The organism is Grimontia sp. SpTr1 (genome assembly GCF_947387585.1).
In the GTDB taxonomy this organism is placed as follows: Bacteria; Pseudomonadota; Gammaproteobacteria; order Enterobacterales; family Vibrionaceae; genus Enterovibrio; species Enterovibrio indicus.
This window is the reverse complement of record NZ_CANDOD010000023.1, coordinates 1-19,407: the sequence shown is the minus strand read 5'-3', so window position 1 is coordinate 19,407 and position 19,407 is coordinate 1. Positions and strand designations below refer to the sequence as shown.

General features: G+C 49.2%; 17 protein-coding genes and 1 tRNA gene. 10 read left to right on the top strand and 8 right to left on the bottom strand.

Annotated features, from left to right (window positions below):
• The first annotated feature begins 154 nt into the window (after nucleotides 1–154).
• Nucleotides 155–802: an energy-coupling factor ABC transporter permease gene (locus QL223_RS23140; protein ID WP_002540994.1), complete on the top strand. Its 648-nt coding sequence runs from the start codon at nucleotides 155–157 to the stop codon at nucleotides 800–802.
• 69 nt (nucleotides 803–871) lie between these two features.
• Entirely contained in the window at nucleotides 872–1,297 is a 426-nt protein-coding gene (locus QL223_RS23135; RefSeq protein WP_281546092.1) for a GtrA family protein, read from the top strand.
• 31 nt (nucleotides 1,298–1,328) lie between these two features.
• On the opposite strand, the gene pflA is transcribed toward QL223_RS23135, so the two are convergent.
• From pflA to QL223_RS23115, 4 genes are all read right to left on the bottom strand, one after another.
• A complete protein-coding gene (gene pflA, locus QL223_RS23130; protein ID WP_002540998.1) occupies nucleotides 1,329–2,069 on the bottom strand; it encodes a pyruvate formate lyase 1-activating protein in 741 nt (246 codons plus the stop codon).
• A gap of 148 nt (nucleotides 2,070–2,217) precedes the next feature.
• Complete coding sequence (locus QL223_RS23125; RefSeq protein ID WP_281546091.1) at nucleotides 2,218–3,429, bottom strand: EAL domain-containing response regulator; 1,212 nt, start codon at nucleotides 3,427–3,429, stop codon at nucleotides 2,218–2,220.
• A gap of 204 nt (nucleotides 3,430–3,633) precedes the next feature.
• Entirely contained in the window at nucleotides 3,634–5,910 is a 2,277-nt protein-coding gene (gene pflB / locus QL223_RS23120; RefSeq protein ID WP_281546090.1) for a formate C-acetyltransferase, read from the bottom strand.
• A gap of 199 nt (nucleotides 5,911–6,109) precedes the next feature.
• A complete protein-coding gene (locus QL223_RS23115) occupies nucleotides 6,110–7,654 on the bottom strand; it encodes a DUF3360 family protein (RefSeq protein ID WP_002541003.1) in 1,545 nt (514 codons plus the stop codon).
• Nucleotides 7,655–7,847: 193 nt separating this feature from the next.
• Between QL223_RS23115 and QL223_RS23110 the strand changes: the two genes are divergently transcribed.
• Complete coding sequence (locus QL223_RS23110; protein WP_281546089.1) at nucleotides 7,848–8,018, top strand: hypothetical protein; 171 nt, start codon at nucleotides 7,848–7,850, stop codon at nucleotides 8,016–8,018.
• Nucleotides 8,019–8,086: 68 nt separating this feature from the next.
• Here QL223_RS23110 and ycaO read toward each other — a convergent pair whose 3' ends face one another.
• Entirely contained in the window at nucleotides 8,087–9,838 is a 1,752-nt protein-coding gene (gene ycaO, locus QL223_RS23105; protein ID WP_281546088.1) for a 30S ribosomal protein S12 methylthiotransferase accessory factor YcaO, read from the bottom strand.
• A 162-nt stretch (nucleotides 9,839–10,000) separates the two neighbouring features.
• Between ycaO and QL223_RS23100 the strand changes: the two genes are divergently transcribed.
• Nucleotides 10,001–11,161: a tetratricopeptide repeat protein gene (locus QL223_RS23100; protein ID WP_281546087.1), complete on the top strand. Its 1,161-nt coding sequence runs from the start codon at nucleotides 10,001–10,003 to the stop codon at nucleotides 11,159–11,161.
• A gap of 50 nt (nucleotides 11,162–11,211) precedes the next feature.
• Here QL223_RS23100 and QL223_RS23095 read toward each other — a convergent pair whose 3' ends face one another.
• Nucleotides 11,212–12,873, bottom strand: a complete 1,662-nt coding sequence (locus tag QL223_RS23095; protein WP_281546086.1) for an ABC transporter substrate-binding protein — start codon at nucleotides 12,871–12,873, stop codon at nucleotides 11,212–11,214.
• Between the two features lie 373 nt (nucleotides 12,874–13,246).
• On the opposite strand from QL223_RS23095, the gene QL223_RS23090 reads away from it, so the two are divergent.
• The 4 genes from QL223_RS23090 to QL223_RS23075 all read left to right on the top strand — a co-directional run bounded on the left by QL223_RS23090 (nucleotide 13,247) and on the right by QL223_RS23075 (nucleotide 16,549).
• Nucleotides 13,247–14,017, top strand: coding sequence for an ATP-binding cassette domain-containing protein (locus QL223_RS23090; protein WP_002541009.1), 771 nt, complete (start codon nucleotides 13,247–13,249; stop codon nucleotides 14,015–14,017).
• Nucleotides 14,018–14,115: 98 nt separating this feature from the next.
• Nucleotides 14,116–14,880 carry a transporter substrate-binding domain-containing protein gene (locus QL223_RS23085; protein ID WP_002541011.1) on the top strand — a complete coding sequence of 255 codons (765 nt, stop codon included), beginning with the start codon at nucleotides 14,116–14,118 and terminating at the stop codon, nucleotides 14,878–14,880.
• Nucleotides 14,881–15,113: 233 nt separating this feature from the next.
• Nucleotides 15,114–15,815 carry an ABC transporter permease gene (locus QL223_RS23080; RefSeq protein WP_002541012.1) on the top strand — a complete coding sequence of 234 codons (702 nt, stop codon included), beginning with the start codon at nucleotides 15,114–15,116 and terminating at the stop codon, nucleotides 15,813–15,815.
• An 11-nt stretch (nucleotides 15,816–15,826) separates the two neighbouring features.
• Nucleotides 15,827–16,549: an ABC transporter permease gene (locus tag QL223_RS23075; RefSeq protein WP_002541015.1), complete on the top strand. Its 723-nt coding sequence runs from the start codon at nucleotides 15,827–15,829 to the stop codon at nucleotides 16,547–16,549.
• Between the two features lie 161 nt (nucleotides 16,550–16,710).
• Here QL223_RS23075 and xthA read toward each other — a convergent pair whose 3' ends face one another.
• A complete protein-coding gene (xthA, locus tag QL223_RS23070) occupies nucleotides 16,711–17,517 on the bottom strand; it encodes an exodeoxyribonuclease III (protein ID WP_281546085.1) in 807 nt (268 codons plus the stop codon).
• A 210-nt stretch (nucleotides 17,518–17,727) separates the two neighbouring features.
• Here xthA and QL223_RS23065 point away from each other — a divergent pair, with 210 nt between their 5' ends.
• Both QL223_RS23065 and QL223_RS23060 read left to right on the top strand, forming a co-directional pair.
• Nucleotides 17,728–18,159, top strand: a complete 432-nt coding sequence (locus QL223_RS23065; protein ID WP_002541018.1) for a hypothetical protein — start codon at nucleotides 17,728–17,730, stop codon at nucleotides 18,157–18,159.
• A gap of 144 nt (nucleotides 18,160–18,303) precedes the next feature.
• Nucleotides 18,304–19,266: a glutathione S-transferase family protein gene (locus tag QL223_RS23060; protein WP_281546084.1), complete on the top strand. Its 963-nt coding sequence runs from the start codon at nucleotides 18,304–18,306 to the stop codon at nucleotides 19,264–19,266.
• Nucleotides 19,267–19,314: 48 nt separating this feature from the next.
• On the opposite strand, the gene QL223_RS23055 is transcribed toward QL223_RS23060, so the two are convergent.
• Nucleotides 19,315–19,399, bottom strand: a tRNA-Tyr gene (locus QL223_RS23055).
• Between the last annotated feature and the right edge of the window lie 8 nt (nucleotides 19,400–19,407).

The window sequence follows — 19,407 nt, the reverse complement described above, 5'->3', positions numbered from 1 at the left end:
ATGATTTGAAGTGAGCAAGTTTGGCAATTCATGTGCCACAGATTAACAGTTGGAGCAGGTCGTTTTTTTGATCTGGACACAGGTTAGTTACGCTTTTTTAACTTGAAAAGTGACTGGATTTTGTAGCTCAGAGCCCAAGAATAACGGAGCAAGGATGATTTACTGGCAGGTGTTTGGTTGGACGTGTTTTCTGGTGTCGCTGTGGCTTTGCCGATCGCCGCTTGGCTGGCAGAAAATGCGTACCGAAAAAGACTATCAGCACTTAGTGTTTGCCAGTGGGATCATCCTGTTTTGTTTGTGGGCATTGAAAGCAGGGATCAGTGAAGGATTGGATATCCACTTTCTGGGAATGACAGTGCTCACGCTGTGCCATGGCCCGAGAATCGCTATTTGGATTTCAGTGATTCCATTAACTCTGATGGTGGGTTTTGGCCTTTTGCCGTTTGCCGATGTCGGGCTGTATGCGTTCACCACGGCGGTGCTTCCTGCCTTGGTCAGCTATGCGATTTTCCAGCTCTCCTATCGGTATCTCAGTCATCACCTGTTCATCTATATCTTCATTGCTGGTTTTCTTAACGCGGCCTTTACCATCGTGTTCCACCTTTGCACGGTATCGACAGGTTACTGGGTGTCTGGCCTTCATGGCTGGGATACCATCCTCGATAATTACCTGACACTGGCGCTGTTGATCTGGTTCCCGGAAGGGCTGCTCAACGGCATGGCCGTGACTTTACTGGCGGTGTATCGTCCGCATTGGCTGCGCACATTCTATGACAGGGAGTACTTGTCGCCGGATAGGTGATCTTCTTTTGACCTTTTTTCTACCGACCATCGGATAGGTTATCTGTTCGTTGTATCAAAGAGAAAAGCGATGTTGGCGCAGATCAGAAAACCAGAGTGGGCAAGCCTTGGGTCGGCGAAGGTTGTGATAGGGCAGCTAAAGCGTTTCTCAGGCGTGGGTGTTTTTAACACTGTGCTGGGTTACGGGCTCTATGCTTTCTTCCATCTTTTTTTGGACTACGCAACGGCTTATAGCCTTTCAGTGCTGATAGGTGTGGCGTTGTCGTTTGTGCTCAATACCAAGCTGGTGTTTCAAACTCATTTGTCCCGCGGGAAATGTCTGCGTTTTACCCTGGTGTGCTTGGCGCAATATGGCATTGGATTGATGGCTTTGAAAGGATGGGTGGAGTGCGTCAGGGTCGATGACATGCTCGCCCCTTTGTTGGTGTTGGCTTTAACGATACCGCTTGGCTTTGCGGGTTTTCGGTGGGCGTTGATGGATAAAAAAATGGCTTGAGTCTTTGCCCAAGCCATACGAGATTTCTCTATCAGTAAACCACTTTGTGGCCGTAGCCTTCCAAAATCGCTTTTAGCGTTTCCATGGTTTCTTTCTTCGGTGGGCTGACATCTTTCAGCTCATACTCGTAACCCAGCGCTTCCCACTTGTGGGCACCCAGCTGGTGGTATGGCAGCATTTCGACTTTCTCAATGTTGTCCATGTCTTTGATGAACTCACCCAGACGGTGTGCTGACTCTTCATCGTCGGTGTAGCCGGGAACCACTACGTAACGAATCCAGGTTTTCTGGCCACGCTGATGCAGGTAGCGGGCGAAATCCAGTGTGCGGCGGTTGGACACGCCAATCAGATCTTTGTGGATTTCGTCGTTCATTTGTTTCAGGTCCAGCATCACCAGATCGGTGGCATCCAACACTTCATCAACGACATCAGTGTGCTTGCGGATGTAACCATTGGTATCCAGACAGGTATGAATGCCTTCGGCTTTTGCTGCACGGAAGAAATCACGGACGAATTCAGGTTGAAGCATAGCTTCACCACCGGATGCTGTAACACCGCCACCGGAGGCATTGATGAAGTGACGGTAGGTCACCACTTCTTTCATGATTTCTTCGACGGTGACCTCGCGGCCATCATCCAGATCCCACGTATCACGGTTGTGGCAGTATTTGCAGCGCATCAGGCATCCTTGCATGAAAACGATAAATCGAATGCCAGGACCATCAACGGTTCCACAAGACTCAAAAGAGTGAATACGGCCAATCACCGACATGAGCATCTCCAAAACTACTGTAAAAAGTAAGGTGTTATTTTATTACAGAAACGTGGTGACCTAAAGGGAATATGCCCCTATTAAAGCCATATGAGACGTGAAATTGTAAGGAAAGGAGAAAGGCGCGAACACCGCGCCATTACTGGGATTAGATTTCGATGGTGTTGAGGGCAATTGGGGGGCACAGCGTGCGACTTTCCAGCACGGAATCCCACAGTGTTTGCCATTGCTTCAATTGGTCTGCTGGCATAGGGCGGGCAATGAAAAAGCCCTGACCATAATCACAACCCATGTCACGAAGCGAGTGCCAGACTTCAATGCATTCAATGCCTTCTGCCACTGAAGCGACGCCAATGCGGTTAGCAACCAAGTTACTGGCTTCAACCAAGGCGAAGGCTGTGCGTGAACTTAGCATCGGTAGCACCAGATTAAGGCCGATTTTCAGGGAGTCCAGTGGCAGGAATTCGACTTGTTGCAACGTGCTGTAGCCTGAGCCGAAATCGTCAATCGCGATACGGAAACCATTGAGAAGTAAACGGGAAGCGGCTTCCTGTAGCTGAGCGATCTGCGAGAAATTTTCTGGCTCGTGAAGCTCGAAGTAAATCAACTGATTGAGGTTGGGGTATTGATGGCCCAGCTCAATCACCTCATCCACAAAGTTCAGTTCGATAAGATTGTTCACGGAAACATTGATGCCGACTGGGTGACCATCGAGGTGAGTTTGGTTGGCAATCACGGCGTTGACTACCGAAAAGGTCAGCTCTGATTCCAGATTCAAATTTGATAACTGGGAAAGAAAAGATATCGGGGTGAGGGTTCCCCGTATCGGATGTTTCATCCGCTGTAATGCTTCGCAGGCTACCCACTCACCGGTATCAAATCGCACGATAGGTTGAAACCAAGTTTCAAACAAATTCGCTTTCCAGGCTTCCAGCACTTCGTCGTCAGTAAGTGGAAGCAAATCCTGCGGATAATCGGTGTCGTGCTCCATCGCCAGTGTCAGATAATACTTCAGCAGGGGGATAGAAGCAGGTTTTGGTAATACTCCGAGAACGTTGAGGCTCATGTGCTCACACATGCTTTTGACGGTATCCATCACCTTCTGAGACGCTGCACTGGTGATCACAATGCATCCCATAAAACCGCGTTCGGCGGCATTGCTCAACAACTTGATGCCATCCATGTCTGGCAATTCCAGGTCACAGAACACCAAATCCGGCTTACCGTGTAGGATTTTCTCAAGCGCAGCATTGCCGGATTCGGCAAAAATCAGTGTGTCGTCTCCTGAAAGGAGCTGCATCAATTGCCCTGCAATCACATCTCGTTGGAAAGGATGATCTTCCACTAGCAAGATATTCATGGCGTTCCCCTAAAGCGCACATGTCGGCATCAAAGTGTGATGCGAAAATTGTTGTGATAGAACAGCTTGCTTCCAGTATGGTCGCTATTTTTCAGAGCGTCGACAGAACGTTATGCGGTTAAGGGGGGAGTTGAGGCGTTTTTTGATCAGGCATAAAAAAACACCTCCCGGAGGAGGTGTTTTTCAATTCAATGAATACTCAGATTACAGAGATTCAGTGAAAGTACGTGCGATAACGTCTTTCTGCTGCTCAGCAGTCAGAGAGTTGAAGCGAACTGCATAACCCGATACACGGATAGTCAGCTGTGGGTACTTCTCTGGGTGCTTAACTGCGTCTTCCAGCGTGTCACGGTTCAGAACGTTAACGTTCAGGTGCTGACCGCCTTCGATGCCAGACTCGTGGTGGAAGTAACCATCCATCAGACCAGCAAGGTTAGCTTTCTGCGTGTCACCGTCTTTACCCAGTGCGTTAGGCACGATAGAGAAGGTGTAAGAGATACCGTCTTTCGCGTGAGCGAATGGCAGTTTACCTACAGAAGTCAGAGAGGCTACTGCACCTTTCTCGTCACGACCGTGCATTGGGTTTGCACCTGGTGCGAATGGCGCGCCTGCACGACGACCGTCTGGCGTGTTACCAGTCTTCTTACCGTACACAACGTTTGAAGTGATGGTCAGGATAGACTGAGTAGGTACTGCATCGCGGTAAGTTTTCAGCTTACGAATCTTGTTCATAAACTTCTCAACCATTTCACATGCGATGTCATCAACGCGTGAATCGTTGTTACCGAACTTCGGATAGTCGCCTTCGATTTCGAAGTCGATAGCGATGCCGTCTTCGTCACGAACTGGTTTCACTTTTGCGTACTTGATAGCAGACAGTGAGTCAGCGGCTACAGACAGACCAGCGATACCACAAGCCATAGTGCGGTAAACGTCACGGTCCATCAGAGCCATCAGAGACGCTTCGTAGCTGTATTTGTCGTGAGAGTAGTGAATCGCGTTCAGCGCGGTCACGTACTGCTTCGCCAGCCAATCCATGAAGCTGTCCAGACCCGCCCAAACTTTATCAAAGTCCAGGTACTCGTCTTTCATTGGCTCTTGTTTAGGACCAACCTGCATCTTCAGTTTTTCGTCAACACCGCCGTTGATTACATACAGCAGCGTTTTCGCCAGGTTCGCACGTGCGCCGAAGAACTGCATGTGTTTACCAACAACCTGTGGAGATACACAACAAGCGATTGCGTAGTCATCGTTGTCGAAGTCTGGACGCATCAGGTCATCGTTTTCGTACTGGATAGAAGAAGTATCGATAGATACTTTCGCACAGAAACGCTTGAAGCCGTCAGGCAGTTGCTCAGACCACAGTACAGTGATGTTTGGCTCTGGGCTTGGACCCATAGTGTACAGGGTGTTCAGGAAGCGGAAGTTGGTACGTGTTACCAGCGTACGACCGTCACAGCCCATACCACCCATAGATTCTGTTGCCCAGATTGGGTCGCCAGAGAACAGCTCATCGTACTCAGGAGTACGCAGGAAGCGAACCATACGCAGCTTCATGACGAAGTGGTCGATGATTTCTTGCGCTTCAACTTCAGTGATCTTGCCTTCAGCGATGTCACGCTCAACGTAAACATCAAGGAACGTAGAAGTACGACCCAGTGACATTGCAGCACCGTTCTGAGACTTAACAGCAGCCAGGTAACCGAAGTACAGCCACTGAACCGCTTCTTGTGCGTTAGTCGCAGGACCAGAGATGTCGTAGCCGTATTTCGCAGCCATTTCTTTCATCTGGTTCAGAGCACGGTATTGCTCTTGGATTTCTTCACGAAGCTGCATGGTCATTTGCAGATCGTCGCCCGCTTCCAGTTTCTCTTGCAGAGAGTGGAATTGCTTCGCTTTGTCTTTCAGCAGGAAGTCTACACCGTACAGTGCTACGCGACGGTAGTCACCGATGATACGACCACGGCCATATGCGTCAGGCAGACCAGTCAGAACACCAGACTTACGGCATTTCAGGATATCTGGGGTGTAGATATCGAAAACGCTTTGGTTGTGAGTCTTGCGGTACTCTGAGTAAATTTTTGAAACCATTGGGTCCAGCTCACGGCCGTAAGCCTTGCAAGAACCCTCGATCATGCGAACGCCGCCGTTTGGCATGATTGCACGTTTCAGAGGTGCTTCAGTTTGCAGACCAACGATCTTTTCCAGATCTTTGTTGATGTAGCCTGCGTCGTGAGCAGTAATGGTAGAGATTACAGAAGTGTCGAAGTCTACAGGCGCGTGAGTTGAGTTCTCAAGCTTGATGCCTTCCATCACTTTTTCCCAAAGCTTGTTAGTTGCTTCAGTACCTTCAGTTACCAGGAAAGACTCGTCGCCCTCGTAAGGGGTGTAGTTCTTCTGAATGAAGTCACGAACGTTAACTTCGTTCTGCCATTCGCCGTCAGCGAAACCTTCCCATGCTTTAGCAAATTGCTCAGACATGTTGTACCTACCTTTTTAGTAGAAGAAAACAAGTACTTAGCGACTTTGACGTCGCTCCACCGTTGAGCCAGTGGTAGTACACGATCATTAAAAAACTGTAAAAGCAAAAACGGTCTTTCAAAACGCGTTTGATTTTACGCTTTCTAGCCAATTTATGAATAGTAAATTGGGCAGCCAGTTAAGGCTGCCCAAACCGTTATTACATCAGAGCAGGGATGCCGAACTGATCTTCGAGCATACCAACCGCGAGCATAGCAACCAGACAGATAATTAATACTGAACCTGGAATCACGATACGGTCTACGAAAGACAGTTTTTTCGCACGCTCTTTGTCACCAATGAGACCATTGTTGTCGAGCAGCATTGCCAGCGCCCAAGCCAGTACTGGGTTAGCAACCATTGATGCGAAGATACAGATACCTGCTGATTGTGAATCCTTAGTTTCACGAACCATCTGAACACCTGCTTCAAGCAGTGGCAGGAATACACCTACCAGCAGCGCGATACGCATTACCGGTGGCCATACTGCTACGTCCATTGGGAAACCAAGGATAGCGATGAACATCACCAAACAGCCCAGCAGAATCGCACCAGCAGGGATTGGACGCTTCGCAATCGCTGCAGGGATCATGTAAGTACCCCAAGAAGACGTGATGTTACCGCCACCTACCGCAGTACCAACCATCTGGCGGATAGAACACATAGTCATTGTGTCATCCACGTCCATCAGCACTTTTTCGGTTTTCTTCGGGTAGTTCAATTCTTGGAAAATACGGTGGCCCAGGAAGTCAGGAGACCACATGGCGACTGCCAGAATCGCAAATGGCAGAGAGGCAATGAAGTGCTGCAGATTTGGCAGACCCAACATCCAACCTTGCTCAGTGCTACCCCACCAGTAAACAGGGTTCAGGTTAGGCAGACCCATTTCAGTGGTGAAAGTCAGGTCGAAACCAGCGCCCAGCGCCAGTGCCGCAATCAGACCAGTGAACGCACAGGCAGGGATTGCCAACCAGCGTTTACCGATACGCGCCAGCAGAGCGTAAAGCACTACGTTCACGGCCAGAACCACTAAGCCAACGTAACCCATGCTGCCTTTCGCGACGGTTGCAGACTCCAGGCCTTTTGCCCAAGTCTGGATGTCTGCGATTTGGCTCATTGCACCGGTGAAACCGAGGAAAATAAGAAGACCGCCGGCGACCCCTTCACTGGTGAGGTTCACCAGTTTCGAGCCACCTTTGAAGTAACTCAGCATCAAGCCAAACATACCCAGCAGCAATGCAAGCGCAAGAGGGTGAGCACCGGCTAACGCAATGGTACCGATCAGTGGGATCATTGGACCATGGTTACCGGCAAGGTTAGCGCGTGGGTTGATAAAGCCAGAGGCAAGCACACAGAACAGCAGTGCAGGGATAAGCATCTCAACACGTGCTACTTCGATTGCGAACTCTTTGCCCAGATTGATGTGATCCCAAGCTTGGGTCAGGCCATCAGCCCAAGACATCATCACTGCTGAGTACATCGCGATAATGCCGATGGTACCCGCCAATGCAGGAACGAGATCTTCGAGTTCGAAACGGAAATCACGGCCAGGAAGGTTTAGCTTCCAACGGCGCGGGTTCATGATTTGAAGTTCGTGGTCCAGGTAATCTGAACGTGTCGCGAACTCTGAGGCAGGTCGGTGCTTAGCTTGATACTCGCTTTGCGCCTTATCGCCGATGTGCTCTGATGGAGCTTGAGTTGACATAAAGTCCTCTTCGTACAAAAGCAAACAGAACTGGTTACGCTCCCCGCAGGTTTTAGCTTTTATTCAGCAATGAACGCGCTGCTGATTGAGGTGAGGCCGGGAGCCAAAATTCGTTACAAACATACTAACAAACCTCTCCTGAGCAAATTTGATCTAAATCATTTTCGTGAAAATAAATTACAGGATTTGAAAGTTGCCAGAAACGGAAAATGCCATAAATGATAAGGATATTGCCGTTTTTGCCGAATTTACTTTGATTTCTGAAATAAAATTACCAAAAGTGGTGCGGGAGATGTGCCACAGAAATGCACTAAATTGCTATGAAAATACGTTGGCTGTCACTTTTTCCGCACATCGTTCTTGAACAATATAAAGAAGCCTGCAGGGGTTTCCCTCAAGCAGGCTTGTTCGGTGCAGAATCGTAAGAAATAATTACGCAGCGTTGGCTTTTGCTTGTTGCAGCTTTTCGTAGGAGGCCAAAAGTTTCTGATGCGCACCAAATGAGGTCAAATCTGCACTTTCTAGCTCAAGGCCAAAGAAGCGGATGTCACCGCAGATTGAGCTCCAAACCGCTTCGGTGATGCTTTCGCCGTAAACAAACCCAAATGCGCGACGGTACTCTGCAGCGTCTCGCGCTTCATCCTGGGCCAGCTCCAAGCTTGCAATCAGGCAGCGCATAAACATGGTGCGTTCCTGACTGTAGATGGTGGCATTGTATTCCAAACTCCAGGTCGCGAAATCCTGTGCTGTTTCCATGTCGCCCATCGCCAGTGCCAGCAAGCATTTCAGCTCGCCAATGGTGAGTGACTTCCAAGCGGTACCTGCATCCGGCAGCACGCCCATCAGTTCGCATACCATGTAGCTGTCATCAAAGTCTGACATTTCCAGCACATCAAACAGAGACTCAACCGATTCATCACTGAAACCCGTTGCGAGCAGCATGGACATTGCTTCACGCAGATCGGTACCGCGGTTGTTATTGCAAAGTTGCACTTCCTCCGGCGGGTAGATTTCAGACCAACCCGGCACAATCACTCGGCAACAGTTCACACCCAGATGACTGTAATCGGCGATGTAGGCATCAGCATCTTCCGCATGGAGTTTGCCCAGCAACCAGGAAACTTCTTCTTCAGAAGTGCCTTCGAAGTTCCACTCAGTGAATTCGTAATCCGGTGTGGACTTGAACATGTCCCAAGAGACCGTGCCCGAAGAGTCGATAAAGTGGGTTTCGAGGTTATGGTGGTCAGCCACGTCTTCATCATGGAAAGAAGGCGCTTCGAATACATCCAGATCTTTCAGGCTGCGGCCTTGCAGAAGTTCGGTCACAGTGCGCTCGAAAGCCACCTGGAAGCGAGGGTGTGCGCCCCAAGAAGTAAAGCAAGTGCCATTGTTGGGGTTAAACAGGGTGACACATACCACCGGATACTGACCACCCATGGAGGCGTCATAAACCGCAATCGGGAAACCTTCTGCCTGCATGGCTTCAATCGACGTCTGAATAGTCGGGAAACGGGCAATCACCTCAGCAGGAATTTCCGGCATGCTGATGCGCTCAGCAATGATGCGGTTTTTAATGGCGCGCTCAAACACTTCTGACAGCGCCTGACTGCGCGCTTCGGTTGCAGTGTTGCCCGCTGACATGCCGTTAGAGACATAAAGGTTACCGACAATGTTCATTGGCACGTAAACGGTTTGCTGATCTTTCTGGCGGATAAACGGCAGCGCACAGATCCCGCGATCTTCATTGCCCGATTGAAGATCAACCAGATCGCTCGCCATCAGGGTTTCTTCCTGATCGTAGAAGGCGCGCATGTCATCATCGAGCAGACCTTCTGGCAGCATGTCGTCATCAGTGAGAGGAAACCATTTCTCGTTTGGATAATGAACGAAAGGCGCCTCTGCGATCTCTTCGCCCAAATAGAAATCCGCATAAAAATAGTTGCATGAAAGACGCTCAAAATACTCGCCGAGCGCCGAAGCCAAAGCGGCTTTCTTGCTGGCACCTTTTCCGTTAGTAAAGTTCATTGGCGCGTCCACATCGCGAATGTGAACAGACCACACATTCGGCACAGGATTAAGCCAGGAAACAGGTTCAACGTTAAAACCGGCCGCTGTCAGTTTAGCTTCAAAGTTGTTGATGGACTCTTCGAGCGCAGCGTCTTTACCAGGGATATAGGTTTTCATGGGATTCTCAGTATTTATAAGAAGGCGCGGAGTATATAGAGCCCGCTAGTAAGACGCCACGGAAGATATGTTGCGTCCCTGCAAAAAATAGACGTTTTTACAGGCGCAGTGTGTCTAATCTACGTTATATTCGAGATATCAAATCGTTATTGGCTGAGGGATATGAAACTTTTTGGTGTTGGCGTATTGCTGTTGTGTGCAAGTTTACCGGCGTTTGCCAGTGATCCGGATTTTGCCCGTCACCTGAATCGTATCGAAACCCTGCTATCGAATGATGAGGTCGATAAAGCAGCCGATCTGGCGAAAGCGATTGTTGCGGATAACGAAGAACAGAATGCCTTACATCAGCGGTTGCTCGGTTACATCTATCTCAATGAAGGTGACTACAACCGTGCGTATCTTGCCTACACCAAAGCGCTGGAGTACCGAAAGTTACCTGAAAGTCTGAGACAGGATGTGCTGGGCGCATTAGTGTCCCTTTCTATGAAGCGTGGCCGTCCAGAAGTCGCCATTCAATACGGTAAAACCTATCTGGCTGAGTTTCCTTCCTTCCAGCCGGTTGAGCATCTTTATACCCGTGCGCTGTTCAGCGAAAAGAGATATGCAGAAGCGTTGAAACAGGCTAACGCCATTATTGCCCGTTACGCCGATGTGCCGGAATTTATATGGCAGATCAAACTGCTGAGTGAAGAACAGCTTCAGCAGCACCGCGCGCTGATTAATACCACCCGCGTGATTCAAGATAAATTTGGTCATGACATTCGCTGGCAACGCAAGAAAGCCTCCGCCTATGCGGCATTGGGTGAAGTGCGTGCTGCGTTGAGAACTTTACGGGAAGAAGCCAAAGCCGGAGCCACGCTGACCGAGGCGGATTACCTTAACATGTCCCAATACGCGAGCATGCTGGGAGATACCGAGCAAGCGAAGCGATTGCTCAATCAAGGTATCAGCTCAGAAGCTGTGACCGTGAACCGTGATGTGCTGAAACGTAAACTCCAATATCACATGCAGTCGATGGAGTGGATGGAAGCTTGGGAAGTGGTGTCTTTGCTGAATAGAGAGCCTGAACTTTCTCTGGTGAAAGTGCAGGTTAAAATAGCGTCCCAACTGCAACGTTGGCAGGAAGCCGCCAATCTGGCGCAGCAGGCCATCGACATGGGGGGCAGCCGGGATGCCTTTTTGTGGGAGATCTTGGGCTTTAGCGCGATGAAAACTAACCAGCTTGAGTTGGCGCGTTCAGCATACGAAAGACTAAAGATGCTAGACCCTCACAGCGACGCAGATGTATGGCTCAAAACGTTGGAGTTAATGGGCAAGGAATAGCGTGAAGGCCCCGAGTAAAAGAAAACCCAAGCATCAGCTTGGGTTTTCTTTTATGGGGTATTCTTGGGTGACTCTTCAACCGGTTCCAATTCGAGCAATTGAATCAACCTTGGCCTTTCTGTGTACCAAATTGGCGGTACATTCGGCGTCCCGTCTTCATGCCTTCTCCAGCCTTTGTAACGTGTGGTGGTGAATTCCACCGTTTCCAGCTTGTAATAAAGCGGCACAGTCACCTGATTTTCAGAAACGCGCAGATGAAGCTGGCTGACAATATCGCGCTGTTTCTGCTGATCAGTTTGAAGCAGAAAGTCATCCAACAGGTCATCCACTTTTTCGTCTTTGAAATAGTGCTGGGCAAAACGTGGCGAAGTAGGGGTTTGATAGGCGCTGTTAAAGGCTGAATTGAAATACCTGAAAGGCGTTAGGCCGGTAAAGTAGTTGGTGATGCTGAGATCGTAACTGGCATTCGCCATGCGGGCTTCATATTCAGGAAACGGTAAAACTTCTGTTTTTACACGCAGGCCGACAGCCGCGAACATCTCCGCAGCCACATTAGAAGCAGAGATGAAGTCGCTCCAACCATTCGGTGCGATGATCCGCAGAGTCAGTGGCTCTCCAGACGGTAATTCCCGGAATCTGTCGCCGTCGATATCGACCAATCCCAACTCGTCAAGCAGGCGTGAAGCGGCTTTGGGATGAAAGCGAATGTAGTAAAGATGCTGCTCTGCGGCCGAATTCGGTATCCAGTCCTCAAATGTCGATGCCATACCACTGGCAAATACCGCTTTTTCACCCTGCCCAAAAACAGCAACACTGATCAAAAGATCCCGTGCAAGGCTCATCGACATCGCACGGCGAAAACGCACGTCTTGAATAACTTTGCGTAATTCTTCGTTGGGATGTTTGAAGTTAAACATCAAGCTGACGATGGTTGAGGGCTTATGGTGGTAATGGTAATCACGCGAATAGGAGGCGTAGTTACGCTCAATATCTGGAATAAACGCACTCGCCCAGTCAAATTCACCGTTGCTCAGACGGCTGATGAGCTCATCATTACTTTTGACTTGTGGGTAGCGAATGCAATCGACCTTGAGTTTGTCTTGTTGCCAGTAGTTGGGGTTACGGCACTGAACGATGTTATTGCTGCTAAAGGCTTTTATATCGGTAAAAGGGCCAGTGCCGACAGGATGGGCATTAAGGAAAAAACGCTTGTCAGAAATGTCCTGCCACTGGTGCATGGGAACAATGATGGCTTCCTGTAAACGATGTGCTATCTGTGCGTTTGGATGGCTTAACGAGACGTATACCTCATTTTCGCCACGTTTTTCGATGTGCTCCATCCAGTACCCGAGTGAATTGTAATCCAGTTCGGGTTCGTCTTTTAGCAGTGAAAGACTATAGACCACATCGTCCGCAGAAAAGGGGGTACCGTCAGACCATTTAATGTCATCTCGCAGCGAGAGCAGAATGCCTTTCAGGTCGGGGGATAGGGTGTAACTTTTGGCTAGACGGAAATGTGCGACGCCCTCCTCAAAAACCATCAGGGGTTCGAAGATGAAGTCTCTCGTCGTCGCCAGTGTATCGGCGCGGAAAGGGTTGTAGTTTCTGACAAAGCCGTTCGACAGCTCGGGAATAATTGTAAGTGTATTGGTTGTGGCTGAGCTGGCGAAAGAGACGAGCGCGAAACACAGGGTCAGCAAGCGTGGCAACATAGCTCTCTCGATATTGATCTACAAGCAAATTTTCATCGAAATACACCCTACACTAACCACTCAAAACCATCAATCAATTCACACTCTTGATAAAGCACTCATTCTGTTTAATTATGCATTGAAAATGACTTATTTTTTATTCACTTAAAGGTTAACAAATTGTTGCTGTTGAAACTGATGGATGTTATTTTCAGATAAACGAGCCTCAGTAGTGAAATGTGTTGTGGCACGGCAGAAAATGACAATTTACGCCATAGTTACACTGAACTCGTACCACCAAGCCATATAAAAAAGAGTGCCTAAGCAGTCTTCAGACTAAGAGCAGGTGCTCGTATTAGCTCGGCGTGCAAACAGAAAGACAGGAGTCAAGCGCATGACGGAAGCAGTAGCGCTACAAGTCAAAGACCTTCACAAGACCTTTGGTCAACACGAAGTATTAAAAGGGATTTCACTGGACGCACACCGTGGCGATGTCATCTCTATCATCGGATCATCCGGTTCAGGTAAAAGTACCTTCCTTCGCTGCATCAACTTGCTGGAAACCCCAACTGCAGGTGAAATCTGGGTGAACGGCGAACTTATCGAAATGAAAAACGGTCGCCATGGCGAAGCCGTACCCGTTAGCGAAAAACAAGTTCAACGCATTCGTTCCCGTCTGGCGATGGTATTCCAGGGCTTCAACCTGTGGTCTCACATGACAGTACTGGAAAACGTGATTGAAGCACCTATCCATGTTCTGGGCGTACCAAAAGCAGAAGCGTTGGAACGCGCAGAAGCCTTCCTGCAGCGCGTAGGCTTGTGGGAACGTCGTGATTACTACCCAGGGCACCTTTCCGGTGGTCAGCAGCAGCGCGCTGCGATTGCCCGAGCTCTTGCGGTCGAGCCTGAAGTGCTGTTGTTCGATGAACCTACCTCAGCCCTTGACCCAGAATTGGTGGGTGAAGTACTCAACGTCATGAAAATCCTGGCCGAAGAAGGTCGTACCATGCTGGTCGTGACCCACGAAATGGCTTTTGCACGTGACGTTTCCAACCATGTGATGTTCTTACACCAAGGACTAGTGGAAGAGCAGGGCGACCCAGCTAAGCTATTTACTAATCCTGAATCGGAGCGATTACAGCAATTTATCTCTTCGATTTACTGATAGTTCTGAAATAAGAAAGCCCCGACGCGGTAAACGCATACGGCAGATGGCAAAGGAGTATCGCCATCTGAACAATATATCCATAAGGAGACAGAAAGATGAAAAAATGGTTAGTTGCTGCTGCAGTGACAGCTGCACTGGGCGCGACAGCTGTTCAGGCAAAAGATTGGACAGACGTTCGCATCGCTGTGGATGTACCTTATGAACCATTCGAATACAAAGCACCAGACGGTACCCTGACTGGTTTCGAAGTGGATCTGGGTAACGCTGTATGTGAAAACGCAAAGCTGAACTGTAGCTGGGTTATCCAAGCATGGGACGGCATCATTCCAGGTCTGCAAGCGCGTAAGTACGACGTGATCTTCTCATCAATGTCGATCACTGAAGAGCGTGCTAAGCAGGTACTGTTCTCAGAACCTTACTACAACACCCCAAGCGGTTTCTTCGCACCAAAAGGTTCAGGTCTTAACCCAGCCGATGTTGACTCTCTGAAAGGTAAGCGTATCGGTGTTCAGCGCGGTACGATCCAAGACAACTACGCGACCGACACGTTCGGCAAAGTAGCAGAAGTTAAGCGCTACACCACGGGTGATGATCTGGTACTGGATCTGCAAGGTGGTCGTCTGGATATCGTGCTTATTGACTTCCCAGTAGGCGAATCTTCAATCCTAGGCGGTAAAGACGGTGACACCTTCGAAGCAGTGGGCGACAACGTTCAACTGGGTAATGGTGTAGCAGCAGCATTCCGTAAGCGTGATAAAGACCTGGCAGCGATCTTCAACAAGTCTCTGTCTCAGGTGAAAGCGAACGGTACGTATGACGAGATTCGTAAGAAGTACTTTGCCTACGATATCAAAATGTAAATCTGCTTCTTAGTTGGAGCGATAGCTGCGTTGCTCTAGCTCCAACTACTTTGCAGGAACTCTGCTAGGCCTATATGGCAACACATGGCAGATTCATCAGCCCTCTGATTTAGGGGGCTGATAAAGCTCTAGGGGGAGCGGGATTCGCTCCCTTTTGACTGATAAGCGAAAACTGAATACAAGATCCATAAAGCGGTAGTTTCGCTATCGGTTTATTCGTGCAGGAGGAAAGGATGTTAGATCTGCATGGTTATGGCCCTTCCATTTTCATGGGCGCAATATTAACCGTCGAATTGGCGGTGCTTTCTGCTGTGATTGCGGTGTTACTGGGATTGGTAACCGCATTGGCACGACTTTCTAAGAACCGTTTTGCCCGCGGTGTGGCAACGGTTTATTCCACCGTGGTTCGGGGTGTACCCGATCTGGTGTTGATGCTGCTGATTTTCTTCGGCGCACAAATCATGATGAACAACTTCTCTGACTGGCTTTACGAAAAGTATGACATTGATATGTTCATCAACATCAATGAGTTTACTGCTGGTGTTTCTACGATTGGCTTTATCTTCGGTGCCTACATGGCTGAAACCTTTCGCGGCGCATTTCTGGCGGTTGACCGTGGTCAGTTGGAAGCAGGCACTGCATATGGCATGAGCCCTTGGATGATCTTCCGTCGCATTATGTTCCCGCAAATGATGCGTCACGCATTGCCAGGCATTGGTAATAACTGGTTGGTGTTGGTGAAGACAACGGCGCTGGTGTCAGTGATTGGTCTGGCGGATATGACGCGCCTTGCCAAAGAAGCGGCAGGTGCGGTGAACGAACCGTTCAAATTCTTTATTCCGGTAGCATTGGTCTACCTGCTGATCACCTCCATCTCTGAGCTTGGACTCAAGCGCTTGGAGCGTAAGTTCAGCGCCGGTGTAGTAAGAGGCTAAGGAGACACGGAATGTTAGAATCAATTTACGCTTACCTCGACCAAAACGAGATTTTCACCTCGACCACCATTCTCCACTACTGGAGTGGTTTGACGGTCACTGTTCAACTGGTGTTCCTGTCGCTGGTGCTGGGTCTTATCCTGTCCGTACCATTGGCGGTTGCTAGGACCTCAAAGAACCCTTGGATTAACCGTCCAGTTTGGATTTACGTTTACATCTTCCGTGGCACGCCGCTGCTTATCCAGCTTTACCTGATTTATTACGGTGTGGCGACCATTGAAGGCATTCAACAAAGTATGTTCTGGGCAGTTGTCGAAGATGCTTTCTATCCATGTCTGTTTGCTTTTGTGTTGAACACGGCCGCATACACAACGGAAATCCTCCGTGGTGCGATGGTGGCAACACCTGCAGGTGAAATCGAAGCAGGCAAGGCTTACGGCATGTCGCGCTTTACGATTCTGCGCCGCATCATCTTGCCATCTTCATTCCGCCGCGCACTGCCAGCGTACAGCAACGAAGTTATCTTCATGCTGCATGCAAGCTCGATTGCGTCGGTCGTGACCATCATCGACCTTACAGGCGCAGCCAGGGACATCTATGCACGTTTCTACGCGCCATTTGATGCCTTCCTGTTTGTGGCGGCTATCTACCTGTGTCTGACCTTCGCTATTGTTTACGGCTTTAAGCGACTAGAACACCGCTGGCACAGACATTTGAGACCGTTGGAGTCGTAAGAGCAGGACCTAGGGAAGAGAAAGGTCCTAGGTCCTGGGAAAAGAAAGGTCCTAGGAAGAGCAGGATACAAAAAACCGCCAGTGAATGGCGGTTTTTCTTTTTGGGCTTTTGCTCTTCCCTAGGACCTAGGACCTAGGACCTTCTCTTCCTAGGTCCTGATCTACTTAAACTCCGCCCAAATTGGCGCGTGGTCGGAAGGTTTTTCAATACCTCGGAGTTCGTAATCAATACCCGTATCAATGCAGTCTGCTGCCAGTGAAGGGGTTGCCAGAATCACGTCGATGCGCAGACCGCGGTTGTCGTCAAAGCCACGTGAGCGGTAATCGAACCAGGAGAACTTGTCGTCGGCATCAGGGAACTGCTGGCGGAAGGTGTCCACAAAGCCCCAGTTCATCAAGGTCGCCAGCATTTCACGCTCTTCCGGCTGGAACGAACACTTACCGGTTTTCAGCCAGCGCTTACGGTTCACTTCACCAATGCCGATATCCAAATCAATCGGGCTGATGTTGATATCACCCATCACAATCAGTTTCTCGTCATTGCTGTGCGAGGTGTTGAGGTAAGTCATCAAGTCTTGGTAAAACTTGCGCTTGGCAGGGTACTTGGTTTCGTGGGCGATGTTTTCACCTTGCGGGAAGTAGCCGTTCAGCACTGTCACTTCACTGCCATCGTCTTTTTTGAAGGTTGCCATGATCATACGGCGCTGTGCATCTTCCTCGTCTGTTGGGAAGCCTTTTTGCACTTTTATTGGCTCTTGTTTGCATAGCATCGCGACACCGTAATGCGCCTTCTGACCATGGAAATAGACTTTGTAGCCCATCGCTTCGACGTCTTCGACAGGAAAAGCTTCATCATGAACCTTGATTTCCTGCAGGCCGATAACGTCCGGTTGATGCTTTTCAATCAGTGCCTGAAGTTGGTGAAGGCGGGCGCGCAATCCATTGATATTAAAAGAAATGACTTTCATGCTGATTTACTTCTCTTTGTCTGAAGTCCATTGAGGTCTGCCCAGTTTATCTGAAATTACTACAGCTCGCAGAACATTAGTGTCTTACTATCGATGCAAGTTCGTCCCATTCGTAAAGCAGCTTCTATTTATTGCAACTATGCTAGTAAAGAAAAGAATCTTCGGACACTCAAGGTGTTATCGTTTTTTGAGCGAAGGGAGCGCGAACTTATGAATGTGGTTTCATTAATGAAACTTTCAGTGGCTTCACTGACAATAACCTTGGTTGCGGGGTGCAGCGAGTACGGCGATTTCACACAAGAACAAATCTGTCGGGCGAGTTTGGCCGCTATCAAAGGAAAAAGTCCTTCTATCATGATGGTTGATAAAAAGGTCATAGAACCGGAAACGGAAAAGGATGTTTTTCATATATCCTATAAGCGGCCAGATGACGGAAAGAAATGGCATTATCGCTGCAAAATCGACAAGCAACGCGCAGTTTGGGCGCAAGGAAAAGACGGTCGATGGCGTGATCAGGCTCAGGATCCCACGATTCGGTTCAAGATCGAAGGGGAAGATATCCTGATCCACGAAACCTTCCCTGACGGAAGTACTGCTCTGGATATTAGCTTCAGCATCTACATGCTGGGTGGTAAATCCTAACCTCTCCCCCCTGATCCCGGCAGCGTCATCGTCGGGGTCATCTTAGTCTTGTTTCAAATATTCGAACGACTCTGACGAAACCCTCCTACCGACATCTCCTTATCCTTTTCATATACTCTTCTCAACAAAACAAGGAGATTGGATATGGGCAAATTAGTGGAAGGTGTTTGGCATGACGTCTGGTATGACACCAAATCATCTGGCGGGAAATTCGTTCGTGAAGACGCAGGATTCCGTTCCTGGGTAACGGCAACCGGTGAAGCGGGTCCAACGGGTGAGAGCGGTTTTAAGGCTGAATCTGGCCGCTATCATTTGTACGTATCGCTCGCGTGTCCATGGGCACACCGAACACTGATTTTCCGTAAACTGAAAGGCCTTGAAGAGCACATTACCGTGTCTGTGGTGAGTCCTGACATGATGGAGAAAGGCTGGCAGTTTGATGAGCCTGAGTCACTTTATGGCTTTAACTACGTGCATCAGCTATACACCAAGGCGAAGTCTGATTACACCGGGCGCGTCACAGTGCCTGTGCTGTGGGATAAGAAAACCGAAACCATTGTCAGCAATGAATCGTCTGAAATCATCCGCATGCTCAACACCGCCTTCAACGGGGTGACAGGTAACACGGAAGATTTCTATCCAGAAGCACTGCGCAGCGTGATTGATGAGTGGAACGATTATGTTTACCCAAACATCAACAACGGCGTGTACCGCTGTGGTTTTGCCACCACGCAAGAAGCTTATGAAGAAGCTTTCGACAATCTTTTTGCTGCATTGGACAAATTGGATGCGCATTTGGCGACCAGCCGTTACTTGGCAGGCGATCAAATTACAGAGGCAGACTGGCGCGCCTTTACCACGCTGGTACGTTTTGACCCGGTATACGTGGGGCATTTCAAATGTAACCGCCAGCAGATTGCCCAATATGAGCACATCTTCGGTTATCTGAAAGAGTTATATCAGGTTGCGGGTGTGGCCGAGACGGTCGATATGCCATACATCAAGCGTCACTATTACTACAGCCACGCCAACATCAACCCAACCCGTGTTGTGCCCAAAGGGCCAGTGCAGGATTTGACCACGCCACATGGTCGTGAAAGCGTGTAGTTTGCAGGAAAGCAAAAAGCCAGCTCAATGAGCTGGCTTTTTTAATGATGGTGGTGGGAGAAGGATTCGAACCTTCGAAGGCGGAGCCGTCAGATTTACAGTCTGATCCCTTTGGCCACTCGGGAATCCCACCACGAGTTA

Coding starts and splice junctions, on each gene's coding strand:
- QL223_RS23075 (WP_002541015.1), top strand. CDS start 15,827: ATGTTAGAATCAATTTACGCTTACCTCGACCAAAACGAGATTTTCACC.
- xthA (WP_281546085.1), bottom strand. CDS start 17,517: ATGAAAGTCATTTCTTTTAATATCAATGGATTGCGCGCCCGCCTTCAC.
- ycaO (WP_281546088.1), bottom strand. CDS start 9,838: ATGAAAACCTATATCCCTGGTAAAGACGCTGCGCTCGAAGAGTCCATC.
- QL223_RS23135 (WP_281546092.1), top strand. CDS start 872: ATGTTGGCGCAGATCAGAAAACCAGAGTGGGCAAGCCTTGGGTCGGCG.
- QL223_RS23095 (WP_281546086.1), bottom strand. CDS start 12,873: ATGTTGCCACGCTTGCTGACCCTGTGTTTCGCGCTCGTCTCTTTCGCC.
- QL223_RS23080 (WP_002541012.1), top strand. CDS start 15,114: ATGTTAGATCTGCATGGTTATGGCCCTTCCATTTTCATGGGCGCAATA.
- QL223_RS23065 (WP_002541018.1), top strand. CDS start 17,728: ATGAATGTGGTTTCATTAATGAAACTTTCAGTGGCTTCACTGACAATA.
- QL223_RS23125 (WP_281546091.1), bottom strand. CDS start 3,429: ATGAATATCTTGCTAGTGGAAGATCATCCTTTCCAACGAGATGTGATT.
- QL223_RS23090 (WP_002541009.1), top strand. CDS start 13,247: ATGACGGAAGCAGTAGCGCTACAAGTCAAAGACCTTCACAAGACCTTT.
- QL223_RS23115 (WP_002541003.1), bottom strand. CDS start 7,654: ATGTCAACTCAAGCTCCATCAGAGCACATCGGCGATAAGGCGCAAAGC.
- QL223_RS23060 (WP_281546084.1), top strand. CDS start 18,304: ATGGGCAAATTAGTGGAAGGTGTTTGGCATGACGTCTGGTATGACACC.
- pflB (WP_281546090.1), bottom strand. CDS start 5,910: ATGTCTGAGCAATTTGCTAAAGCATGGGAAGGTTTCGCTGACGGCGAA.
- QL223_RS23085 (WP_002541011.1), top strand. CDS start 14,116: ATGAAAAAATGGTTAGTTGCTGCTGCAGTGACAGCTGCACTGGGCGCG.
- QL223_RS23100 (WP_281546087.1), top strand. CDS start 10,001: ATGAAACTTTTTGGTGTTGGCGTATTGCTGTTGTGTGCAAGTTTACCG.
- pflA (WP_002540998.1), bottom strand. CDS start 2,069: ATGTCGGTGATTGGCCGTATTCACTCTTTTGAGTCTTGTGGAACCGTT.
- QL223_RS23140 (WP_002540994.1), top strand. CDS start 155: ATGATTTACTGGCAGGTGTTTGGTTGGACGTGTTTTCTGGTGTCGCTG.